The organism is Weissella paramesenteroides ATCC 33313 (genome assembly GCF_000160575.1).
Taxonomy (GTDB): domain Bacteria; phylum Bacillota; class Bacilli; order Lactobacillales; family Lactobacillaceae; genus Weissella; species Weissella paramesenteroides.
Genome location: NZ_GG697129.1, coordinates 57768 through 76198, shown reverse-complemented (window position 1 = coordinate 76198; position 18431 = coordinate 57768). Strand labels below are relative to the sequence as shown.

Sequence of the window (18431 nt, the reverse complement as noted above, 5' to 3'; positions counted from 1 at the left end):
GACGCAGGCCTGCATGTTTATTCAAGGAGTGAATTAATTAGTAACGGAGGATGTAAAGTTGAAAGAAAAAATTTATGGTAAAGATGATCAATTTGATAAGTACATTTTACCACAACTTAATTCAAAGGGTTTTACCATTAGTTATTATCAAATCATTCAGGATTATCTCAGTGACAAGTTAATAATAGATGATACGTTTGAATTTCGAAGATGGTCTACTGGATTATTAAATATGCAAGGTCGAGTAATTGACGAGACTGCTGGAGTCGTACATGTTGTTGGTAGACATGAGGCATATGCTAATATTCCCATGCAGATAAGTACTAGTGCCCCCAACACACAAGCTATCCCAAAATGGTGCCGAAATTATTTAGTTGCACCTACTGGAAGACGATTTGTTGCTTTAGATATTGGCTCAGCTGAGCCGCGTGCGTTAGCTGGTGTTGCTGATGATGAAAAATTACGAATGGCAATCTCTGAAGGGTTATACGAATCAGTGGGTAACTCTTTACTGGAGCATACGGGAATTATAATACCACGTAAAATCGTTAAACGGCTATTCATGGGCTTCCTGTACGGACAATCTCTAACTGGCGTGGCTGCTACTTTGGCAGAAATCTCGCTGGATACTGGGTACGCTCATCATATTTTTTATGAACTTCAGGGATTATTTCCAAAATCTACATCCCTGTTAGAAAAAGTTAGCAAGATGCAGGTCGCTTTTTTACAAGGACAACCCTCTATGATCGATGTTTCAGACAAACGACCTAATCAACGACGATCTTACTTGGCTTCAAGTATCATAGCGGCCCTGGTAAAACGTTGGGCAACTAGGCTTATTGAATTGAATCCAGAAATATGGGTACATGAAATACCAAGGGATGCTTTGTGGTTAAGTATACCTGAATCAGAAACTGATGGAACAGTGCTGAATCAAGGCATTTTGGCATTGAAAATGGCAATTGATGATTGCAAATTTCAGTTCCCCATTGACGAACATATAATGACAATAAAAAATTTCGGAGGACAAAATTAATGAAAATTGGTAAGAATGTCACACCACGATTGGTTAATGATAAGGAACATGTAGAAGTTAAATTAGTAAGTTTAGAGCCTCATACAGAAACAGGTTCATTTGGCGAAGTGGCATGGCGAGCGTACATTCTTGAACTGGTTCCTAATGACACGACCATACGTCCGTTTAAAACACGCATGTATCTTGCAGATCATGAGGACGCAACATTTGAAAATATCGGAGATAAATTCTTGGCTATTATTCAGCGCTTTAATGAATTTGCAGCAGAAAAGTATAACAGGCTAGAGTATGACACTGATGATTTAATTGGGGCAACATTTGTAGTGGAAGTTACCTATAATAAAAGTGGCACCTTACCCTATATTAACTTAGTAAAGATTCACGAAATGCCAGCACTAGAAAATCATGGTGGGCAAGGACTAGGATTTGGAGTTGATAACCATGAATAGTACTAGCAAATATACAATGACTCTACAAGACGATGTGGCCATGTTCATTGCCCCTTTGCTTTCTCAAGCAAAGATAGAAGAGTTAACTGAACTTAGACCTTTTAATCTGAGTGATACCGTTAAAGAGCAGCTTGAGCAAGTAACACCAAGTATGATGAATGATGCTGGTGCTAAGCTAGTCATTATTTACGGTGAAAAACTAATGTCATTCATGAATATTTATTTGACTACGTTAGATAAGATGGTTCATTACCGGAACGGCCAAGCTGATCAAGCGGATCATGCTGTAGTTAAATTATTAAATGAATTGTTGAAGCAGGCCTTATTTACCCATTTGGGATTGCCACGTAACAGAGATGGCCATCAAACGCCTATCGATGCTGGTAAAGTGGCTGTTGGATTACGTTCGATAATGAATGTTGTGACTTCAGCAACTGAAGCAGCGATAGAAGTTACGTCTATCAGGGTTTATAATAATTCACTTCATTACTATCAATCTCTTCAGGTAACATTTGGAGGTTTTTGGTTGACGTTACTAACAAGGATATTGGGAGTCAAGGCAACTAGCCAATCTGAATCTGAAACTTTAATTGCGTTAGCTAAGATTGCGCATAGATTCGATTTTGCCAAGTTGAATAGTACGTATACGACCTTAGTCACAGGTGATCTTAATTTAAGCACGTTTGAATTAGAACCATTTGATGCTCGTCATATGACGTCTTATCAGCTGAACTTAACACCAGATTTAGATGCTCAGGTAATGCCACCTGCTTGGCAGAAGTATTTGGACGGTCAATGGAAAAATGATGAAGAGACCGTTACGTTTATTCTGGAATGGTTAGCAACACATTTACTTTTGCAAAATCCAGGAAAAGTGCTCTTCCTCTATTCACCAGGGGGTTCAGGCAAGACGCTCCTTCTCGATGCGATTAGGGCTATGCTTTCACCACAGTTAACAGCGAGTGTACCCACGTATCAACTGGATAGACAATTTGGCTTGGAATACCTACTTCAAGGTGATCGTCAAACGGTAGTCAGAGCTAATTTGGTCGACGAAAACGCCATTAACAAGGGCATTGATTGGTCTAAAATCAAACGATTGGCCGATGTGAATGCTGTGATGAATGTTGATCGTAAGAATACTAGTAGTTTGTTATTGCCTATGAATGTTCAGTGTACGTTTGCGATGAACACATTGGACGTACAGACCAACAATGTTGAAACAACTTATGCAGTACAACGTAAAGTTTGCTTGCTGCGATTTGAGAAGTCCTTTTCTAAAGAAGAAATGGATGAGGACCTGGGTCGAAGAATGATTGAAGAACTACCTCAGCTGGGTGGGTTACTAATTCAAACGTTAAAGGAAATGAAGGGACGCGACGATATGGTTCCAAAAGAGAGCCATAAGATGTTGGCTGATAAGAAAGCATGGTTTGCTAGCATGACACAGGATAATTCACCAGTGGCATCATTTGCAACAGAGAGATTACAGCAAAAGAATGATGAGAGTGTTACGCGTATTGAGCTCTTGGATGCATTTGTTGATTATTGTGTAAAAAGAGATATACCTAAAAATGGTTTTGATAGTCCCAGACGCTTTTTTCCTGAACTTCGACGAGTTTTGAAAAATAATGGTATCGAAGTCGTTGAAAATAATTCGCATACGTCACCTAAATTCTTAAACTTGATAATTACAGGAGATACAAACGATGAAGCAATTTGATGAGATGGGTGAAGCTGATGATAGCATGACACTAATTAGTGCTTCGCAAGCCGCCAAGATGTTGGGAATATCACGGGCAACGTTCAAACAATTATCTGACATGTATGATTTCCCACGAATTAAGGTAGGTCGGGCTATTAGATTTCCAAAGCAAGGTCTGTTGGATAAGGTAGACTATGTTGCAACTAACTATCGAGAGTTCTTATCACTTGATGATTTATTATAGGAAGGATAGGTGATATGCAAAAAATTAGTAGTGGCAAATACAAGGTTGTCATTTCTTCAGGTAGTGGTACTAATCGTGTCAGAAAGAGTCGGACTTTTGCAACTAAAAGGGAGGCGTTAGCATGGGAAGGTAAGATGCAGCTATTACGTAGTACAACGCGCACAATAAACTATGCTAATGTGTCATTTTGTTCAGCGTTTGAAGTATTTATCTTAAAGTATAAGCGACCTGTGGTATCAGCAGCGACGTATAAGTCGTATGAGAGTACATTGCGAATGCTATCCAGACAAGTACCGGATCTGAAGTTGGGTAATTTGAATCATGATATGATGCTTAAATTATTCAATAGATTAGGAAAATCTGGACTATCAAATCGTAGTTTGCGGAAACATAAGAGCAATATAAGCGCAGCTTTGAGCATGCTTGTCCAACATGGTGTCTTATTGAAAAACTATGTCGCCTTAGTTGATTGTCGAAGCGCTGCTAAAAATAGGCCGCCAAAAGAGATGAGTGTGCTATCAATTACGCAATATAAGCGGTTGGTTGGTTATCTTAATCAAACAGAGGTATCAAGACTAGATTGTTGGCAAATGCTGATTTTAGTCATGTTATCTACGGGGCTACGTACGCAGGAAGCACAGGCCTTAACGGCTGATTGTTTGGATATGGAAAATCAAACATTGACTGTTAAGCAAGCGTGGTCTCGGGCAAGCCACTCGATAAAGGATCCCAAGACACGGCATTCATATCGGACAATCAAGGTACCACAATCATTACTTAATAAGTTAGTGACTTGGGATAATATTCATAATCAGACTCATGATGATAACCACTTACTCATTAGGAATGACAATGGTTGTGTACCTGATTCAGCATCACTGAATTACCATTTTCGAAAGCTGCAACAAGAAGTTTTGGGAATGGATCCTAGTGATTGTATTGCGCCACATGGGTTGCGAAGGACGTTTGCCTCGGTCATGCTTTCCAAAGACTTTGGTAACATGAGTGTGGAGGTGGTTAGCCAAATATTGGGAGACACTATTACAGTGGTCAATGAATTCTATCGCAAGGTAATGCCGGAAACCAGTAATGCAGAAGTCTCTAACATGATTGAGCAATTGAATGATATAGCGTAAATGATCTAGTAAAGCACGGAGTGAATAGCTTCGTGCTTTTGTATTGGGGGATGTCGGGGTAGTTGGGATGATGTTTCATACTAACTTAACTCTCTGCTGTTGAAAAATGAGCCTATTCATATGTAGAAAACTGTTCAAAATTGACCTCAAAAATGACAACAAATGTCACCTGAAATAGGGCACTTGTCGCTCGTATGTCGCTTTATATCAACGTTTTCATTGAATTAATAAGCACCGATAAAGAACTCGCGAAGAATACAAAGAAATCATCGCTAAGTAATTAGCAACTATAAAGAACTCTACTAATTTCGGTTGGTAGGGTTCTTTTTTATTGGTTTTTCGAAGTTGGGACAAAAGAATGTGTTCCAACTTCTTTTTGCTAAAAATGTATTAATTATCAGTATGAAAGTTTGGTAGCATAAACGCGTTCCAAAAGTCTGAAGCCTCAATGTAACGTGATTTACGCCGTTTCTGTCCTTCGCTTTGCTACGGCCAAAAACGGCGCAAATCACGTTACACACCGGCTTCAAACAACTTTTTGTCTCGCCCTCTTTTTTATTGGTTTTTCACCGACTAATTCGGATAACTTAAGTTTCAATTGAGCCTGGTTTAACATTTATGAAAGTTCGGTCACATAGAATAATGATATTGAAATTACAGAAATTATTCGGAATGGGAGAAACAAAGATGAATTTTATAAAGCGAGCAGGGATCACTCTGTGGGCCCGTAAAGGCCGTACGATTTTGTTAATGATTACGGCCAGTGTTATTTTGATGTTTGTAATGGCAGGTTTGATTATTCAAAATGCGGCATTAACGTCGGCCAAAACCGCAACTAATTCTGTTGGATCAACAGTTACCTTGTCACAAAATCGTGAAAAAATGATGCAAAAGATGCAAAAGCAAATGTCATCAGCTACTTCATCAAGTAATCAGAAACCAACGTTTACTCAGGCAACGACAACAGTGACAAAGGTAAAAAAGATTGCGGCATTATCAAATGTTGCATCATACAATATATCGACAAGTACTTCTGTTAATGCGAGTGGCTTTAATGCAGTTTCAACAACATCTTCATCAAATCAAAATGGTATGGGTGGACAAATTTTTGGTAACTCTTCAAGCTCTGGAAACATTCAGGTTAATGGTGTAAGCACGACTGCTGGTTCATCAAGTTTTTCGGATAATACAGCGAAAATTATTAGTGGTCGTGGTATCAAGACCAGTGATGAAAATAAAAATAATGTTGTGATCGAATCTGAATTGGCTACAGCTAATAACTTAAAAGTTGGTGATAGCATCAAAGTTGCTGATTCTTCTGATTCATCGAAGAAAACGTCAGTGAAGATTGTTGGTATCTATAAGGCTAAGACAACAACAAATGGATTCTCACGTCAAGATCCTTCAAATACAATCTATGCATCATATACGTTGTCAAACCAATTGGCAGGAACTGAAGGCAAGGTTTCAAATGTGACTTACACAATGTCAGATCCATCAAAGACACAGGCCTTTACAAAAGCTGCTAAGAAGATTTTGAACGATTCAGACATGACTTTGACGAGTGATGCTGCAGCTTATAAGGCGGCTGCCAAGCAAATGAAAGGCGTTGCTAGCTTTGCATCAAAGATTGTTTGGGTCGTTGCAATAGCCGGTGTTCTGATTCTAGGGTTGATTATTCTCTTAATAACACGGGAGCGTCGTCGTGAAATTGGTATTTTAGTTTCATTGGGTGAAACCAAAATGAAAGTTGTTGCACAGTTATTTACTGAATTATTAATCGTTTTGGCAGTCGCATTAGGCATTGCAACTGCTGCAGGAACTGCAGTCTCAGGTCCAATTTCAAATAGTCTCTTGCAACAACAACAAAGTTCGCAACAATCTGCCATGAGTCAAGGTGCACCTGGTGGTGGCATGAATAAATCAGGTGGTCAAGGTCAAGGCAACCGCGCCCCAATGAATGGTGGTGGCATGAGAATGGCTGGAACAACTGGCAAGATGACAAATATAAATACTGTATTAACACCGGGAGCAATTGCTGAGTTAGGTGGGATGGCAATATTAATCGCTTTGTTATCTGTTAGTGGTGCCGGTATTACGATTCTACGCATGAAACCAAAGAAAATTTTGCAGGCTGATTAGTCTGAGAGTGAGGAAATAACATGACATTAACCATAAAAAAATTAACGCATTGGTACACAGACGAATCGAATAAATTGTATAGTGATGTTAATCTTGAATTTGAGCCAAGTAAGTTCTATGCAATTGTTGGCGAATCGGGTTCAGGGAAAACAACGATTTTATCTTTTCTGGCTGGTTTAGATGCACCACGTGAGGGTGAAATCGCTATTGATGGTCAACCAATTAATGAAATTGGATTGACCAAATATCGACAGCATTATGTTGCCACAATCTTTCAGTCGTATAACTTACTGACATCAATGACGGCTTATCAAAATATTGAAACGGCGCTAGCGGTGACTGATTCTTCACATAAAGGTGATCGACAGTATATTGTCGACCAATTAGCCCGGGTTGGTATTGATAAAGAAAAAGCATTTAAAAATGTTCAAAAGCTTTCTGGTGGTGAACAGCAACGTGTGGCAATTGTTCGTGCATTACTTGTTGATGCACCGATTGTAGCTGCTGATGAAGCGACCGGAAATTTAGACCATGAAAATTCAGAATTGATTGTTGATCTGTTTAAAGAATTGGCCCATGAATATGGTAAGACCGTCATATTGATTACTCATGATCGTGATATTGCGAAAGAAGCTGATGTTCAAATTGAATTAAAGGACCGTCGATTTACAGTTAAAGGGTAATTAGGTATTTATCAATGTATGGTGTACGATAGAGGTAATCTTTCTACAGGAGGGTAGGATATGATCAATTTGTGGGTGCATCTCATGACGTGGGTAGTACTTATTATCGTTGCATCACTAGCCGTTTTTACCTCGAATAAGCGGGTAAGTGTCGTTAGCATGATGATTGCACGTCTGGATTACATTGTGGCGATTGTAACAGGTATTGGGTTATTTCATTATGCTTATCAGTCAAACCCTATATTGACAATTGTGAAGGTGATTTTAGCGATTTTGTTGATTGGAATCGTCGAAATGAGTTTTGCCAAGAAAAAGCGACAGCAATTAAACAGAAATTTTGCGATTGTCGTGATTGTGCTAATTTTATTACTGGGATTATTTGGTATGTACTTAGCAAGTGGGTTCCCATTCTAAAGATTTATCTTGAATTAAATATCATTTGTTATGGCAAGAATTTGTTTTAAATTCTTGCCATTTTTTCTGTCATTGTCTAATCTTAAAAAAGTGAAATGGCCCGTGAAACTTGGCTTGCATATTGTATACTAGAACTATGACAAATTCTGCACTAGAAAAATTTAATGTCACCGCTTTGACGGAAAATCAAGTGGAACAATTAACAAAAATAGAAAATTATATCCAAAAACAATTGCAGCAAGCGACTAATAGCGTCGTGGTTATTGAAGGTGCTGCGGGTACTGGGAAAAGTGTCATTTTAACAAAATTATTTGAAAAATTGCAGCGGGGTACCAAAGAACCTGATAGTGCTTACTATGGATTGAAGAATAAGTTTACTGTGAATCATCCAGAATTACTGAAAGTTTATCAGGAATTATCTGAGACGGTTACTAGTTTAAAAAAGAGCGACTATATGCGACCAACATCTTTAATTAATCAGGCGCATAAAAATAAGCAACGTTATGATGTGATTGTTGTTGATGAGGGGCATTTGTTACTTTCTAAACCAGAACCTTATATTCGCTTTAAACAGGATAATCAGCTGAGTGAGTTAATTAAATTGGCACGGGTTGTGATCGTTGTGTTTGATTTTAACCAGGTCATGCAATCAAAAATGTTTTGGAATCGCACATTACTAGAAACATGTCTAGCACCTTATCCACACCAAACTTTTGAATTGACCATGCAATATCGAATGCAAGCACCAGCCAGTGTTCAAACATGGATATCAGCATTGGCCGCAGGGACAATATTATCATTACCAAAAGATATGGGGCATTATGATTTAAAAATTTTTGAACGGGCTGCCGATATGCATGCAACAATTAAACAGCGAAATGAAGCAGTCGGTTTATCTCGGATGCTGGCGACGACTGGTTTTGTAAAACGTTCAGCAACTGAGCACAATGTCTATCTCGATGATTTTAATTTGCCTTGGGATGAATATGATGTTCAAACGACACCGTGGGCAGAACGACCTGCATCCATCAATGAAGTGGGATCAATATACACAATTCAAGGATTTGATTTAAACTACGCGGGTGTTATTTTAGGGCCACCATTTATGTATGATGAGGAAAACGACCAGATATTTATTGATACGGATAAAGTGACCCATCGTGAAATATATAAGAAAACACCCCATATCACTGATGAAAAAGCAATGGAAGAAATGAAGCAGTCAGTGATGTTTCATGTATTAAACATACTATTAACCCGTGGCACAAGAGGTTTATATTTAACAGCAGCGGATGATAAATTAAGAAATCGTTTAGGGCAACTGTGAATGAAGCACAAAAAAGAGACTAAGAATAATTAGTTCTTAATCTCCATGCTTTGGACACAGGAAAACAGTTAGGGGTATTACGCTACCGTTATCCTGTATGAATTTAGTATACGCTAAACTTTGCTCAAAAGGTAACAAATTAGAAAATTATGTTGGAAAAAACGTTGCAACAGTGAAACAATTATTAAAAATAAGTGAGGTATCATGGTGAAATTTTTGACAGAAGAAGAGCTACAAAAGACTTTTGCGTTAGCCAATGATGCAGTATATTTTGCAACACCTGATGGTCAGACCAAGTATTATGGATTTGGTAAGCAGGCTGAATTAATTGGAGCTTCTTTTGCCCAGGTAAAAACTTGGCTTGCAACGCTTAAAAACGATGAAAACAAACCAGTCTTCGGTGGCTTTGCCTTCGATAAACAGCAAATTGCAGATTCGAAATTGATGAATGGTTATTTTATTCAACCAGCAGTTGTTTATGATGTGATCAACCACGAAATGCTGGGTCTGCCAATTGATTTAGTTCGCCAGACAACAACTTTCGATACAAACGTTATGCAAATAACGGATGAAACGGATTGGCCATCACGGATTCAAACAGCGATTGATGACATGAAACAAAATAAACAACATGAAAAGGTTGTGTTAGGACGACAACGTCAAGTTACTTTGTCAGATCCACTAGATGAACAACGATTACTTTCAAAGTTACAAAATTCACAATCAACAAGCTATCACTTTGTTTTAAAGCATTGTGGCGAGCTGTTTGTATCCGCAACACCAGAGCGGTTAGTTAAGGTTACAGGGGGTCAGCTATCAACAGCAGCTGTAGCAGGCACAATTAAGCGAGGCGCCGATTCAGTTAGTGATCAAGCTCTGGCTGATGAATTGTGGCATGATTCAAAAAATCGTGTTGAGCATGAAACAGTCGTTGCTGAGATTAAGGAACGATTGCAGGCAGCCAATGTAAAATCATTACAGGTACCAACTGAACCACAAATTTTGAAAACCCCACAGGTTCAACACCTATATACGCCGATTACTGGTCAATTAGCATCAGATTCAAGTTTGCTAGAAATTGCGGCTGAGTTACATCCGACGCCTGCATTAGGAGGAAAGCCACGTGATTGGGCACTTGCAGAAATAGCCCAGATAGAAAAAATGCCGCGAGGTTTATTTAGTGGCCCCATCGGCATGATGACTATGGATGGTGATGGTGAGTTTATTGTTGGTATTAGATCAATGTGGTACCGTAAAAATCTAGCAACTTTATTCGCTGGAGCAGGCATTTTAGCAGCGTCTGATGCGCAGATGGAGTACCAAGAAACAGGATTAAAATTATTACCCATGATGAATTTATTGAAGGAGCAGATAAATAATGACTGACAGTTTAACACGCAATATTAAGCACTTACTAACATCACTTGTTTTACAAGGAGTTCATGATTTTGTTGTTTCGCCAGGATCAAGGACAACGCCTATTGCATTATTGTTAGCTGAGATGCAACAGCTTCGTGATGATGTTCGAGTAACGGTTGATGTCGATGAACGTTCAGCAGCGTTCTTCGCATTAGGTATTGCAAAAACTAGTCATCAACCGGTTGTTTTATTGGCAACGTCAGGGACAGCTACTGGTAACTATTTACCTGCTTTTATGGAGGCCAGTATCTCCCATGTGCCTTTAATCGCACTAACAACTGATCGACCAACTGAATTACAACAAATTGGGGCGCCACAAACTGTCCAACAAGAAAATTTGTATGGACACCATACGAAAGCATATGCAGCTATTGAAATGCAAGATGATCATGAAGATGTGACGGCATATATTGATTATCATGTTCAGGAATTAGTGGGGATGGCACTAACGCATCCAATGGGACCAATACAAATTAATTTACCACTGCGTAAACCATTAATGCCAAAATTGGCTGAATCATGGCCAACCGTGACACCACAAAGAATTTTAGTTGGTCAACGACAAGCTGGTTGGCAAAACACTCAAGCAATTGCAGCTCTGTTACGTAAGCCAAAAGCAATGATGTTATTGGGACCCGATGAAATTGGGTGGGACATTGAAAAGTTAGAACAGTTAGCTGCACATTACCAGTTACCTGTTTTAGCTGATGTCTTAAGTAATTTCCGACCGAGTGAATATGCAATTAATGGGATTGACAGTCTGTTAGCTGCTGATGTCATTGATGACTCATTGGTACCAGATGTGGTGCTACGTTTTGGTGGGACACCAGTCTCGGCAAAAGTGGTTGCATGGTTACGGGATCAAGAAATTCCAGTTATTCAAATCGGTCAAGAACATGCTGGACACGACCATGGTCGTCATACACATACGACCGTTATTGCAGATCCTAATGCAGTCGTTTCGGATTTATTAGCTGAACCCGGAGTTAAGAATGCAGCTTTCTTAACTCAGTGGCAAGAATTAACAAGTAAACTCATGGCAGTTGTCGCGGCAGAAAAGACAGATTCAATAGAGTACCAAGTACCGGCTGCTTTAGCCACTTTGCCTGAAAATGCCAAACTATTTATTGCTAATTCAATGCCAATTAGAGATATGGATAATTATTTTGTGCCAGAGCAACAAATTCAAATTGCTGCTAATCGGGGTGCAAATGGTATCGATGGCACGGTTTCATCGGCATTTGGTATGGCTATGTCTGGCAAACCAACCACGTTATTAACGGGTGATTTGACGTTATTTCATGATATGAACGGATTGATGTTAAGTCATCAGGCACATGTTCCAATGACAATTGTGGTCATCAATAATCAAGGTGGTGGTATTTTTTCATTTTTGCCACAAGCTGAGGCAGCTGCTTACTTTGAACCAATGTTTGGGACACCATTGCCTATTGTGATAGAACGGATTGCACGTTTATATGATGCAGAGTATAAATTGGTTGATCAGCTCGAAACGTTGTCAGAATTAATTCGTAAACCAGCCACACGACTACGAATAATCGAAGTACAAAGTGATCGTCAAAAGAACGTGACCGCACACCATGATTTAACAAGTGCAATTAAAGAGGCGCTGTCATGAGAAAAAAGGTCATCATAAATGGCTATGAATATGAGTTAGAAATTCAGGGGACAGGGAAACCAACTTGGCTTTTTTTCCATGGATTTATGGGGAGTTTAGCGGATTATCAAGGCATTACACCTACTGGTACTCGTATTTATATGAATTTATTAGGATTTGGTTCTAAGCTTAAAACAATCAAGCAATCCCAACGTTTTATGGGACATCAACAAGTGACAGATATTTGTCGACTATTGGATAAACTGTCAATTAATAAAGTGAACTTAGTTGGATATTCAATGGGCGCCAGATTAGCGCTTGTTTTTGGTCATACTGTCCCCAACCGAGTCGGCCACTTAGTTTTAGAAAGTGGTACAGCTGGCTTGATGACCCAAGATTTGCGACAACAAAGAATTATTGCGGATGGTCATAAGGCAGATCACGTTACGCAAGTTGGTATGTCAACGTTTATCCGTGAATGGGAGCAACTACCATTATTTAAAAGTCAAAAAAGTATGTCGGCTGCACAACAGTTATTTATGCATGAACAACGGCTAAACCAAAATGCACAAAATGTTGCTAATTCATTACGCTTTTTTGGGACTGGGGCGATGCCAAACTTATGGCCAGAATTAGCGTATATGCATATACCCGTTACTTTAATAACTGGTATGGATGATCATAAATTTACTCAGATTAATCAAAAAATGCAGCAACAACTGCCAAACGTACAATGGTGTCAAGTGCCACAAGCTGGACATAATGTTCATTTCGAACGACCTGATCAAGTGATTGATATTTTGAATGCAATACATCATTAATTGAAGAGTTGGGAGGTATTCGTTTTGCAGGTGCAACAAATAAAAATTTATCCACTATCCTTAACCTTGAAGTCACCATTTAAAACGGCTCATGGGACGACCTTGCAACGGCCAATAACATTGGTGGCGATTACTTTAACCAATGGAGTTACTGGCTATGGCGAGATACAGTCGTTTATAGATGATCAATATGTCCCTGAAACCCATATGCAGTCTCTGCAAATGGTTCAGCGAATGGCTAGACAGTTAATTTCGTTAGATTTTGATACGCCACAGATGGTTTCTAATTGGTTAACAAACAGCAGTCATTTATCATTTGCAAAGTCAGCTGTTGAAATGGCTTTCTGGGATGCCTATGGCAAACAAGTCAAGCAGCCACTATGGTCAATGATTGGTGGTCAAGAAAAACAAATTGCTGTCAGTTCGGTAATTGGCATACAGGATAGTTGGCAGCAAACGCAAGCTGTTGCCAATAATTTGATTGGGCAGGGTTACCAGCGAATTAAAATTAAAATTGACCAGCAGACGGATATCACGAGTATAAAAAAATTACTAGCACAATTTCCAGAACAAATGTTTTCACTGGATGCGAACGCTTCATGGTCAATAGACGACATTGCACGTTTAAAAACGTTGGATCATGCCGGGTTAGCATTGATTGAGCAACCCTTTCCGGCTAGTGCATGGTTTGAACATAAAAGCGTCCAACAACAGCTTGATCAGTTACAATTGAGTTTGGACGAATCGTTAAATGGGTTAGCAGATGTTAAACGAGCCATTACTGAGCAAACTACTCGTGCGTTGACGATTAAACAAGGCAAACTAGGAGGCATTAATCAAGCGCACCAAGCAATTAATTTAGCAACGAAAGCCAAATTAAATCCATGGATTGGTGGCATGTTAGGAAGTGGCCTGGGTCGCGCGGTGGATTTGGCATTGGCCAGTCTACCAGGAGCGAACCAGGTACCTGCTGATAGTGCACAGTTTGATCATTATTTTGAAGCCGATATTGGCCGCGATTTACCTTACGTACATCAAGGATGTTTACCACTACCTGAGCATAATGGGATTGGTGTGGCAATTGATTGGCAGACCGTGGCGAAGTATTTAATACATGAACCCATCGTTTACCAATAAGCTAGTGTTACAATTTGATATAATGAAAGTAATATAGAAATGAGGGCTAATATGACTACGAGAATTGAAAATGTACGGCAAGTATTTACACCCTTAAAGATAGATGGGTTACTAGTTGCTAATGGGACTAATATGCAGTATTTAACAGGATTTACTGGCGGTACTGGGGATGGACTCGTTTTAATTGGTAAGGATAAGGCCGCATTGATTACAGATTCACGATATGAGGACGCATACCGTAATCAATTACCAGCAGGTGTTGAATTATTAGTCACCCGTAACTATTGGGGTGTGGCAATGGCTGCAGCACGTCGTTTTAAGATTGAAAAGTTGGGATTTGAAGATACATTAGCCTTTCGCGACTTTGATTATATCGATGAAAATTTTGTTGGCACTGACATTGCACCAGTTCCAGATTTAGTCGAAGCATTACGAGAAATCAAAGATGCTGAAGAGTTGAATAAGTTACGTCATGCTGCGGATGTTGCGGTTGCTGGCTTCAATGATTTGTTGTCAGAACTACATGTTGGGATGACTGAACGTGAAGTCGCTAATCTATTAGACTATAAGATGAAACAACATGGCGCCGACAAGCCTTCATTTGATACAATCGTTGCTTCGGGATACCGAGGGGCGTTGCCACATGGTACTTATTCAGATAAGCCAATTGCTCAAGGTGAATTAGTGACGATTGATTTTGGATATTATGTTGAGGGTTATACTTCCGATATTACGCGCACGATTGCTTTTGGTGAGCTAGATAACGAATCACAAAACATTTATGATGTTGTACTACGCGCACAAAAAGCAACGATTGCAGCTATTAAAGATGGTGTTTCGGTCAGTCATTTAGATGATGTGGCTCGTCAGATAATCACTGATGCTGGTTATGGTGAGCAATATACTCATTCGACAGGTCATGGTGTTGGTTTAGATATCCACGAAGGACCGATTCTTTCTGGTCATGTACCAGCAGAAGAGCAGATTAAGACAGGTATGATTCTAACAATTGAACCAGGCATTTATGTTACTGATAAAGGTGGCGTTAGAATTGAAGATGATGTTATCGTAACGCCGGATGGCTTTGAAAACTTAACTGAGGGCATCACAACAGATTTGATTGTGATTGATAGATAAAATATGGCATTAGAATATTTAACTTTTTATCAAGGTAATTTAGCAACTGGCTTCGATTATATTTATGCAAAGAAAGTTGAAAATCATGCATTCTATATTAATGCACCGGCTAGCCTTGATGCAGCAATTATGGATATCACAGCAGAGAGTTTCGATTTTTCACAAGAAAATCAACGCAATATTTTGACTGATAAAGATTTACGACAATTCTCATCGGTTTGGCAAAATATTACTTTTCAATGGCCGAATATTGAACGCCAACTGGAATTAATAACTGCCGATTGGCAGCCAGAATATCAGCAACAATCCCCTGGTCCTGTAAAAGAATGGGGATTGACAGTAAAGCGGGATAATGAAGAAAAACCATACCAAATCATTGGTTATAATGATTATCCAGAAAATTTTTCGCAGTTTGTACAGTGGCTAAATAGTTATGCGGGTGGTAAATTGCGTTAAGAAAAGGGGCTGACAATGGAATTTTTTATTGCAGATACACATTTTTATCATGAAAAATTATTATTAAGTGAACATTTTTCACCACGCCCATATAATAATTTACCAGATGAACATGCTGGTTTGATTGATGCTTGGAATCAACGTGTTGATGAAAAGGATACAGTCTATCATCTTGGTGATATCGCGATGATGAACCACGTCCGTCCCGAGAAACATGCGCATGAACTTGTGGCCGATATCTTGAATCAACTAAAAGGACATATTGTTTTTATTAAAGGAAATCATGATTCGCGATCGCTATTTAAGTATTTGGCAGCACATAGCCCGGTTTTAGCTGATGGCAATGCAAAATTTGATTTTGAAGATGTGGGGCGTATTGTCAAAGCCAATCATCATCAATTTTTCTTAACGCATTACCCATTGATTCTTGGACAAACGCAAAACAGTATTAATTTGCATGGCCATATTCATCATACGATGGTTGCAATCCCCGAGAATATTAACGTTGGTGTTGATAGTGCCGACTTGGATTATCTGCCAGCTGATAAAAAGCCAATCTGGGGTAGTCCACTATCTCTAGAAGAAGTTGAAGTGATTATGCAACGTAAACATGACGATTTTGCAAAACGGAGGTGAAAGAATGTCGGATCAAATAGCAATTTTGCATACGAATGACTTGCACTCTCATTTGGAACGCTGGCCAAAAATTCGTCGTCATTTATTAACTCGTAAACGTCAATTAGTCCGTGATGGACATAGTGTCTTAACTTTTGATATTGGTGATTTTATGGATCGTCAGCATCCGTTGACAGAGGCAACATTTGGTCGAGCAAATATTAGTTTAATGAACGAAATTGGCTATGATGGTGTCACCATTGGTAACAATGAGGGACTTGGGTTAAACCATGATCAGCTTAACCATTTATATGACGAGGCAAATTTCCCTGTTATTTTGGGAAACTTACGTGATCGTCAAACTAATGAATTACCTGCCTGGGCAATGCCATATCGTATTATTACCACTAATAAAGGGACCCGCATTGGCGTTCTGGGATTTACAGCGCCATTCGAGTTGACTTATCCATTACTAGGTTGGACACCTGAGCGCATCGATATCGCCTTAGCAAAGATATTGCCTGAATTAGCAGGTAAAACTGATTTTAATATATTACTTTCTCACCTGGGGTTGCCAATGGATCGCTATATTGCGGAGCGATATAGTGAGATTCAAGTGATTATTGGCGCCCATACCCACCATTTACTTGAGCATGGTGAAAAGCATGCTAATTCGTTATTAGCGGCCGCTGGTCGTTATGGTGATCATATTGGACGAATTGATATTGAGGTTGAGGATGGTAAATTAGTTAGCATGCAAGCACGTACAATTGTCACTGATGATTTGCCAGCTGTTTATGGTGATGCTATCGAAATTAATGGTTATCAAGCAAGCGGTGAGGAGCAACTAACGAAACAGGTAGTCGCAACATTACCGGAAGATTACCATATGGAATTAGATTTCGATCATCGGCTGATTGATTTGGGCTTAGCAGCACTAATGGCCCGCACTAAAACCGATATTGCTATGTTATCGACAGGTATGTTTTTAAATGATTTACCAGCTGGTGTCGTGACAGCCAATGATTTGCATTCTCTATTGCCGCATGCTGTTCATCCGATGCGAACAATTTTACAGGGACGTGAGTTATGGCGATTAGCTCATGAAATCATGAAAAATAATCGTTTTTTGGAAAATCATCGCTTAAAGGGGATGGGATTCCGTGGTAACCTATGGGGTCAAGTCGTTTGGTCAGGGTTAACGATTGATGAAAATGGCGATGTCTTTATTCATGATCAACCAATTGATATGGCAGCTTACTATACGATTGGTGGATTAGATCACTATTTGTTCATTCCATATTTCCCAACTTTGGAAATTATGGGCCAAAATACATTGTCATACGATACTGTATTAAGAGAAGACTTTGCAAATTATTTACACAAAGAATTTGCACCATAATTATAGAAAGAAAAAACTATGAATCGAGAACGTATGAAAGAATTGGCTGATGCCCAATTTATTGAGCGTCAAGCTGGCACAGCAATTACTACGGGTGATACACCAGAGGATATTTTTATTAATGAACGTCCTTATCGATTAGTAAAAGATTATCGGGAAGCTTATGATCAACAAAAAATGGCAGCTCGTTTTAGTGACTTCTTAGAAAAATATGATTTTATTGTGGGAGATATTGCGGCAGATCAACTACGACTACAAGGGTTCTACAAGGATGGCACAAAAGGCATCGCACGTAGTCAACAAATATCAGCTTTGCAAGATTTTTTGTATGAGGAAGCTAATTTTGGCGCACCATTTTTTGTTTTAGAAAATTTGGCACCTCATGAAGTTGTTGATGTTGAAGAAAAAGAAAGTACTAAGTCTAAGAGACGTCGTCGCCAACATCGTCATAGTAGTAATGGATCGGCAAATAAAAAGCATGCCAATAAACAACAGAATCATGGTGGTACGCATCATGAAAATAAAAAGCATAAAAGTACACCAGTGACGAAAGAACGGATCAATTCAGGACACAATCCTGAAAAGCATGTTGCAAACCGTTCAAATTCGGTTGCTACTTCTGGTTCAAAGAAACGACGCCATTTTCAAGTAAGGGAACGTTCAAAAAATAAAACAAAGGATAAGGCATAA

At 39.1% G+C, this 18431-nt stretch carries 18 protein-coding genes; all 18 read left to right on the top strand.

All coding sequences use genetic code 11. From position 1 onward, the window contains the following. Positions 1-58: 58 nt before the first annotated feature. The 18 genes from HMPREF0877_RS03240 to HMPREF0877_RS03155 all read left to right on the top strand — a co-directional run bounded on the left by HMPREF0877_RS03240 (position 59) and on the right by HMPREF0877_RS03155 (position 18431). A complete protein-coding gene (locus HMPREF0877_RS03240) occupies positions 59-1036 on the top strand; it encodes a hypothetical protein (protein WP_002827780.1) in 978 nt (325 codons plus the stop codon). Beyond that, a complete protein-coding gene (locus HMPREF0877_RS03235) occupies positions 1036-1485 on the top strand; it encodes a hypothetical protein (protein WP_002827779.1) in 450 nt (149 codons plus the stop codon). The genes HMPREF0877_RS03240 and HMPREF0877_RS03235 overlap by 1 nt, the downstream gene beginning before the upstream one ends. Continuing rightward, on the top strand, positions 1478-3208 hold the full coding sequence (locus HMPREF0877_RS03230) for a hypothetical protein (protein WP_002827778.1): 1731 nt from the start codon (positions 1478-1480) through the stop codon (positions 3206-3208). The genes HMPREF0877_RS03235 and HMPREF0877_RS03230 overlap by 8 nt, the downstream gene beginning before the upstream one ends. Then, positions 3195-3434 carry a helix-turn-helix domain-containing protein gene (locus HMPREF0877_RS03225; protein WP_002827777.1) on the top strand — a complete coding sequence of 80 codons (240 nt, stop codon included), beginning with the start codon at positions 3195-3197 and terminating at the stop codon, positions 3432-3434. The genes HMPREF0877_RS03230 and HMPREF0877_RS03225 overlap by 14 nt, the downstream gene beginning before the upstream one ends. Positions 3435-3448: 14 nt before the next feature. Further along, complete coding sequence (locus HMPREF0877_RS03220; RefSeq protein WP_002827776.1) at positions 3449-4570, top strand: tyrosine-type recombinase/integrase; 1122 nt, start codon at positions 3449-3451, stop codon at positions 4568-4570. Between the two features lie 687 nt (positions 4571-5257). Then, positions 5258-6712: an ABC transporter permease gene (locus HMPREF0877_RS03215; RefSeq protein WP_040760481.1), complete on the top strand. Its 1455-nt coding sequence runs from the start codon at positions 5258-5260 to the stop codon at positions 6710-6712. 20 nt (positions 6713-6732) lie between these two features. Continuing rightward, on the top strand, positions 6733-7395 hold the full coding sequence (locus HMPREF0877_RS03210; RefSeq protein ID WP_002827774.1) for an ABC transporter ATP-binding protein: 663 nt from the start codon (positions 6733-6735) through the stop codon (positions 7393-7395). Between the two features lie 60 nt (positions 7396-7455). Next, positions 7456-7809, top strand: a complete 354-nt coding sequence (locus HMPREF0877_RS03205; RefSeq protein ID WP_002827773.1) for a YisL family protein — start codon at positions 7456-7458, stop codon at positions 7807-7809. A 136-nt stretch (positions 7810-7945) separates the two neighbouring features. Continuing rightward, positions 7946-9136 (top strand): DUF2075 domain-containing protein, encoded by a 1191-nt coding sequence (locus HMPREF0877_RS03200; protein ID WP_002827771.1) that lies wholly within the window; start codon positions 7946-7948, stop codon positions 9134-9136. A gap of 204 nt (positions 9137-9340) precedes the next feature. Further along, on the top strand, positions 9341-10522 hold the full coding sequence (locus HMPREF0877_RS03195; RefSeq protein WP_002827770.1) for an isochorismate synthase: 1182 nt from the start codon (positions 9341-9343) through the stop codon (positions 10520-10522). After that, complete coding sequence (menD, locus tag HMPREF0877_RS03190) at positions 10515-12194, top strand: 2-succinyl-5-enolpyruvyl-6-hydroxy-3-cyclohexene-1-carboxylic-acid synthase (protein ID WP_002827769.1); 1680 nt, start codon at positions 10515-10517, stop codon at positions 12192-12194. Before HMPREF0877_RS03195 ends, menD begins: the two co-directional genes overlap by 8 nt. Further along, positions 12191-12994, top strand: a complete 804-nt coding sequence (gene menH, locus HMPREF0877_RS03185; protein ID WP_002827768.1) for a 2-succinyl-6-hydroxy-2,4-cyclohexadiene-1-carboxylate synthase — start codon at positions 12191-12193, stop codon at positions 12992-12994. Before menD ends, menH begins: the two co-directional genes overlap by 4 nt. A gap of 30 nt (positions 12995-13024) precedes the next feature. Further along, positions 13025-14131 (top strand): o-succinylbenzoate synthase, encoded by a 1107-nt coding sequence (menC, locus tag HMPREF0877_RS03180; protein WP_242446798.1) that lies wholly within the window; start codon positions 13025-13027, stop codon positions 14129-14131. A gap of 39 nt (positions 14132-14170) precedes the next feature. After that, positions 14171-15268, top strand: coding sequence for an aminopeptidase P family protein (locus HMPREF0877_RS03175; RefSeq protein ID WP_002827766.1), 1098 nt, complete (start codon positions 14171-14173; stop codon positions 15266-15268). Positions 15269-15271: 3 nt separating this feature from the next. After that, on the top strand, positions 15272-15724 hold the full coding sequence (locus HMPREF0877_RS03170) for a hypothetical protein (RefSeq protein WP_002827765.1): 453 nt from the start codon (positions 15272-15274) through the stop codon (positions 15722-15724). A gap of 15 nt (positions 15725-15739) precedes the next feature. Beyond that, positions 15740-16360: a metallophosphoesterase family protein gene (locus HMPREF0877_RS03165; RefSeq protein ID WP_002827764.1), complete on the top strand. Its 621-nt coding sequence runs from the start codon at positions 15740-15742 to the stop codon at positions 16358-16360. 4 nt (positions 16361-16364) lie between these two features. Continuing rightward, positions 16365-17741: a bifunctional metallophosphatase/5'-nucleotidase gene (locus HMPREF0877_RS03160; RefSeq protein WP_040760479.1), complete on the top strand. Its 1377-nt coding sequence runs from the start codon at positions 16365-16367 to the stop codon at positions 17739-17741. A gap of 18 nt (positions 17742-17759) precedes the next feature. Further along, on the top strand, positions 17760-18431 hold the full coding sequence (locus HMPREF0877_RS03155; protein ID WP_002827761.1) for a YutD family protein: 672 nt from the start codon (positions 17760-17762) through the stop codon (positions 18429-18431).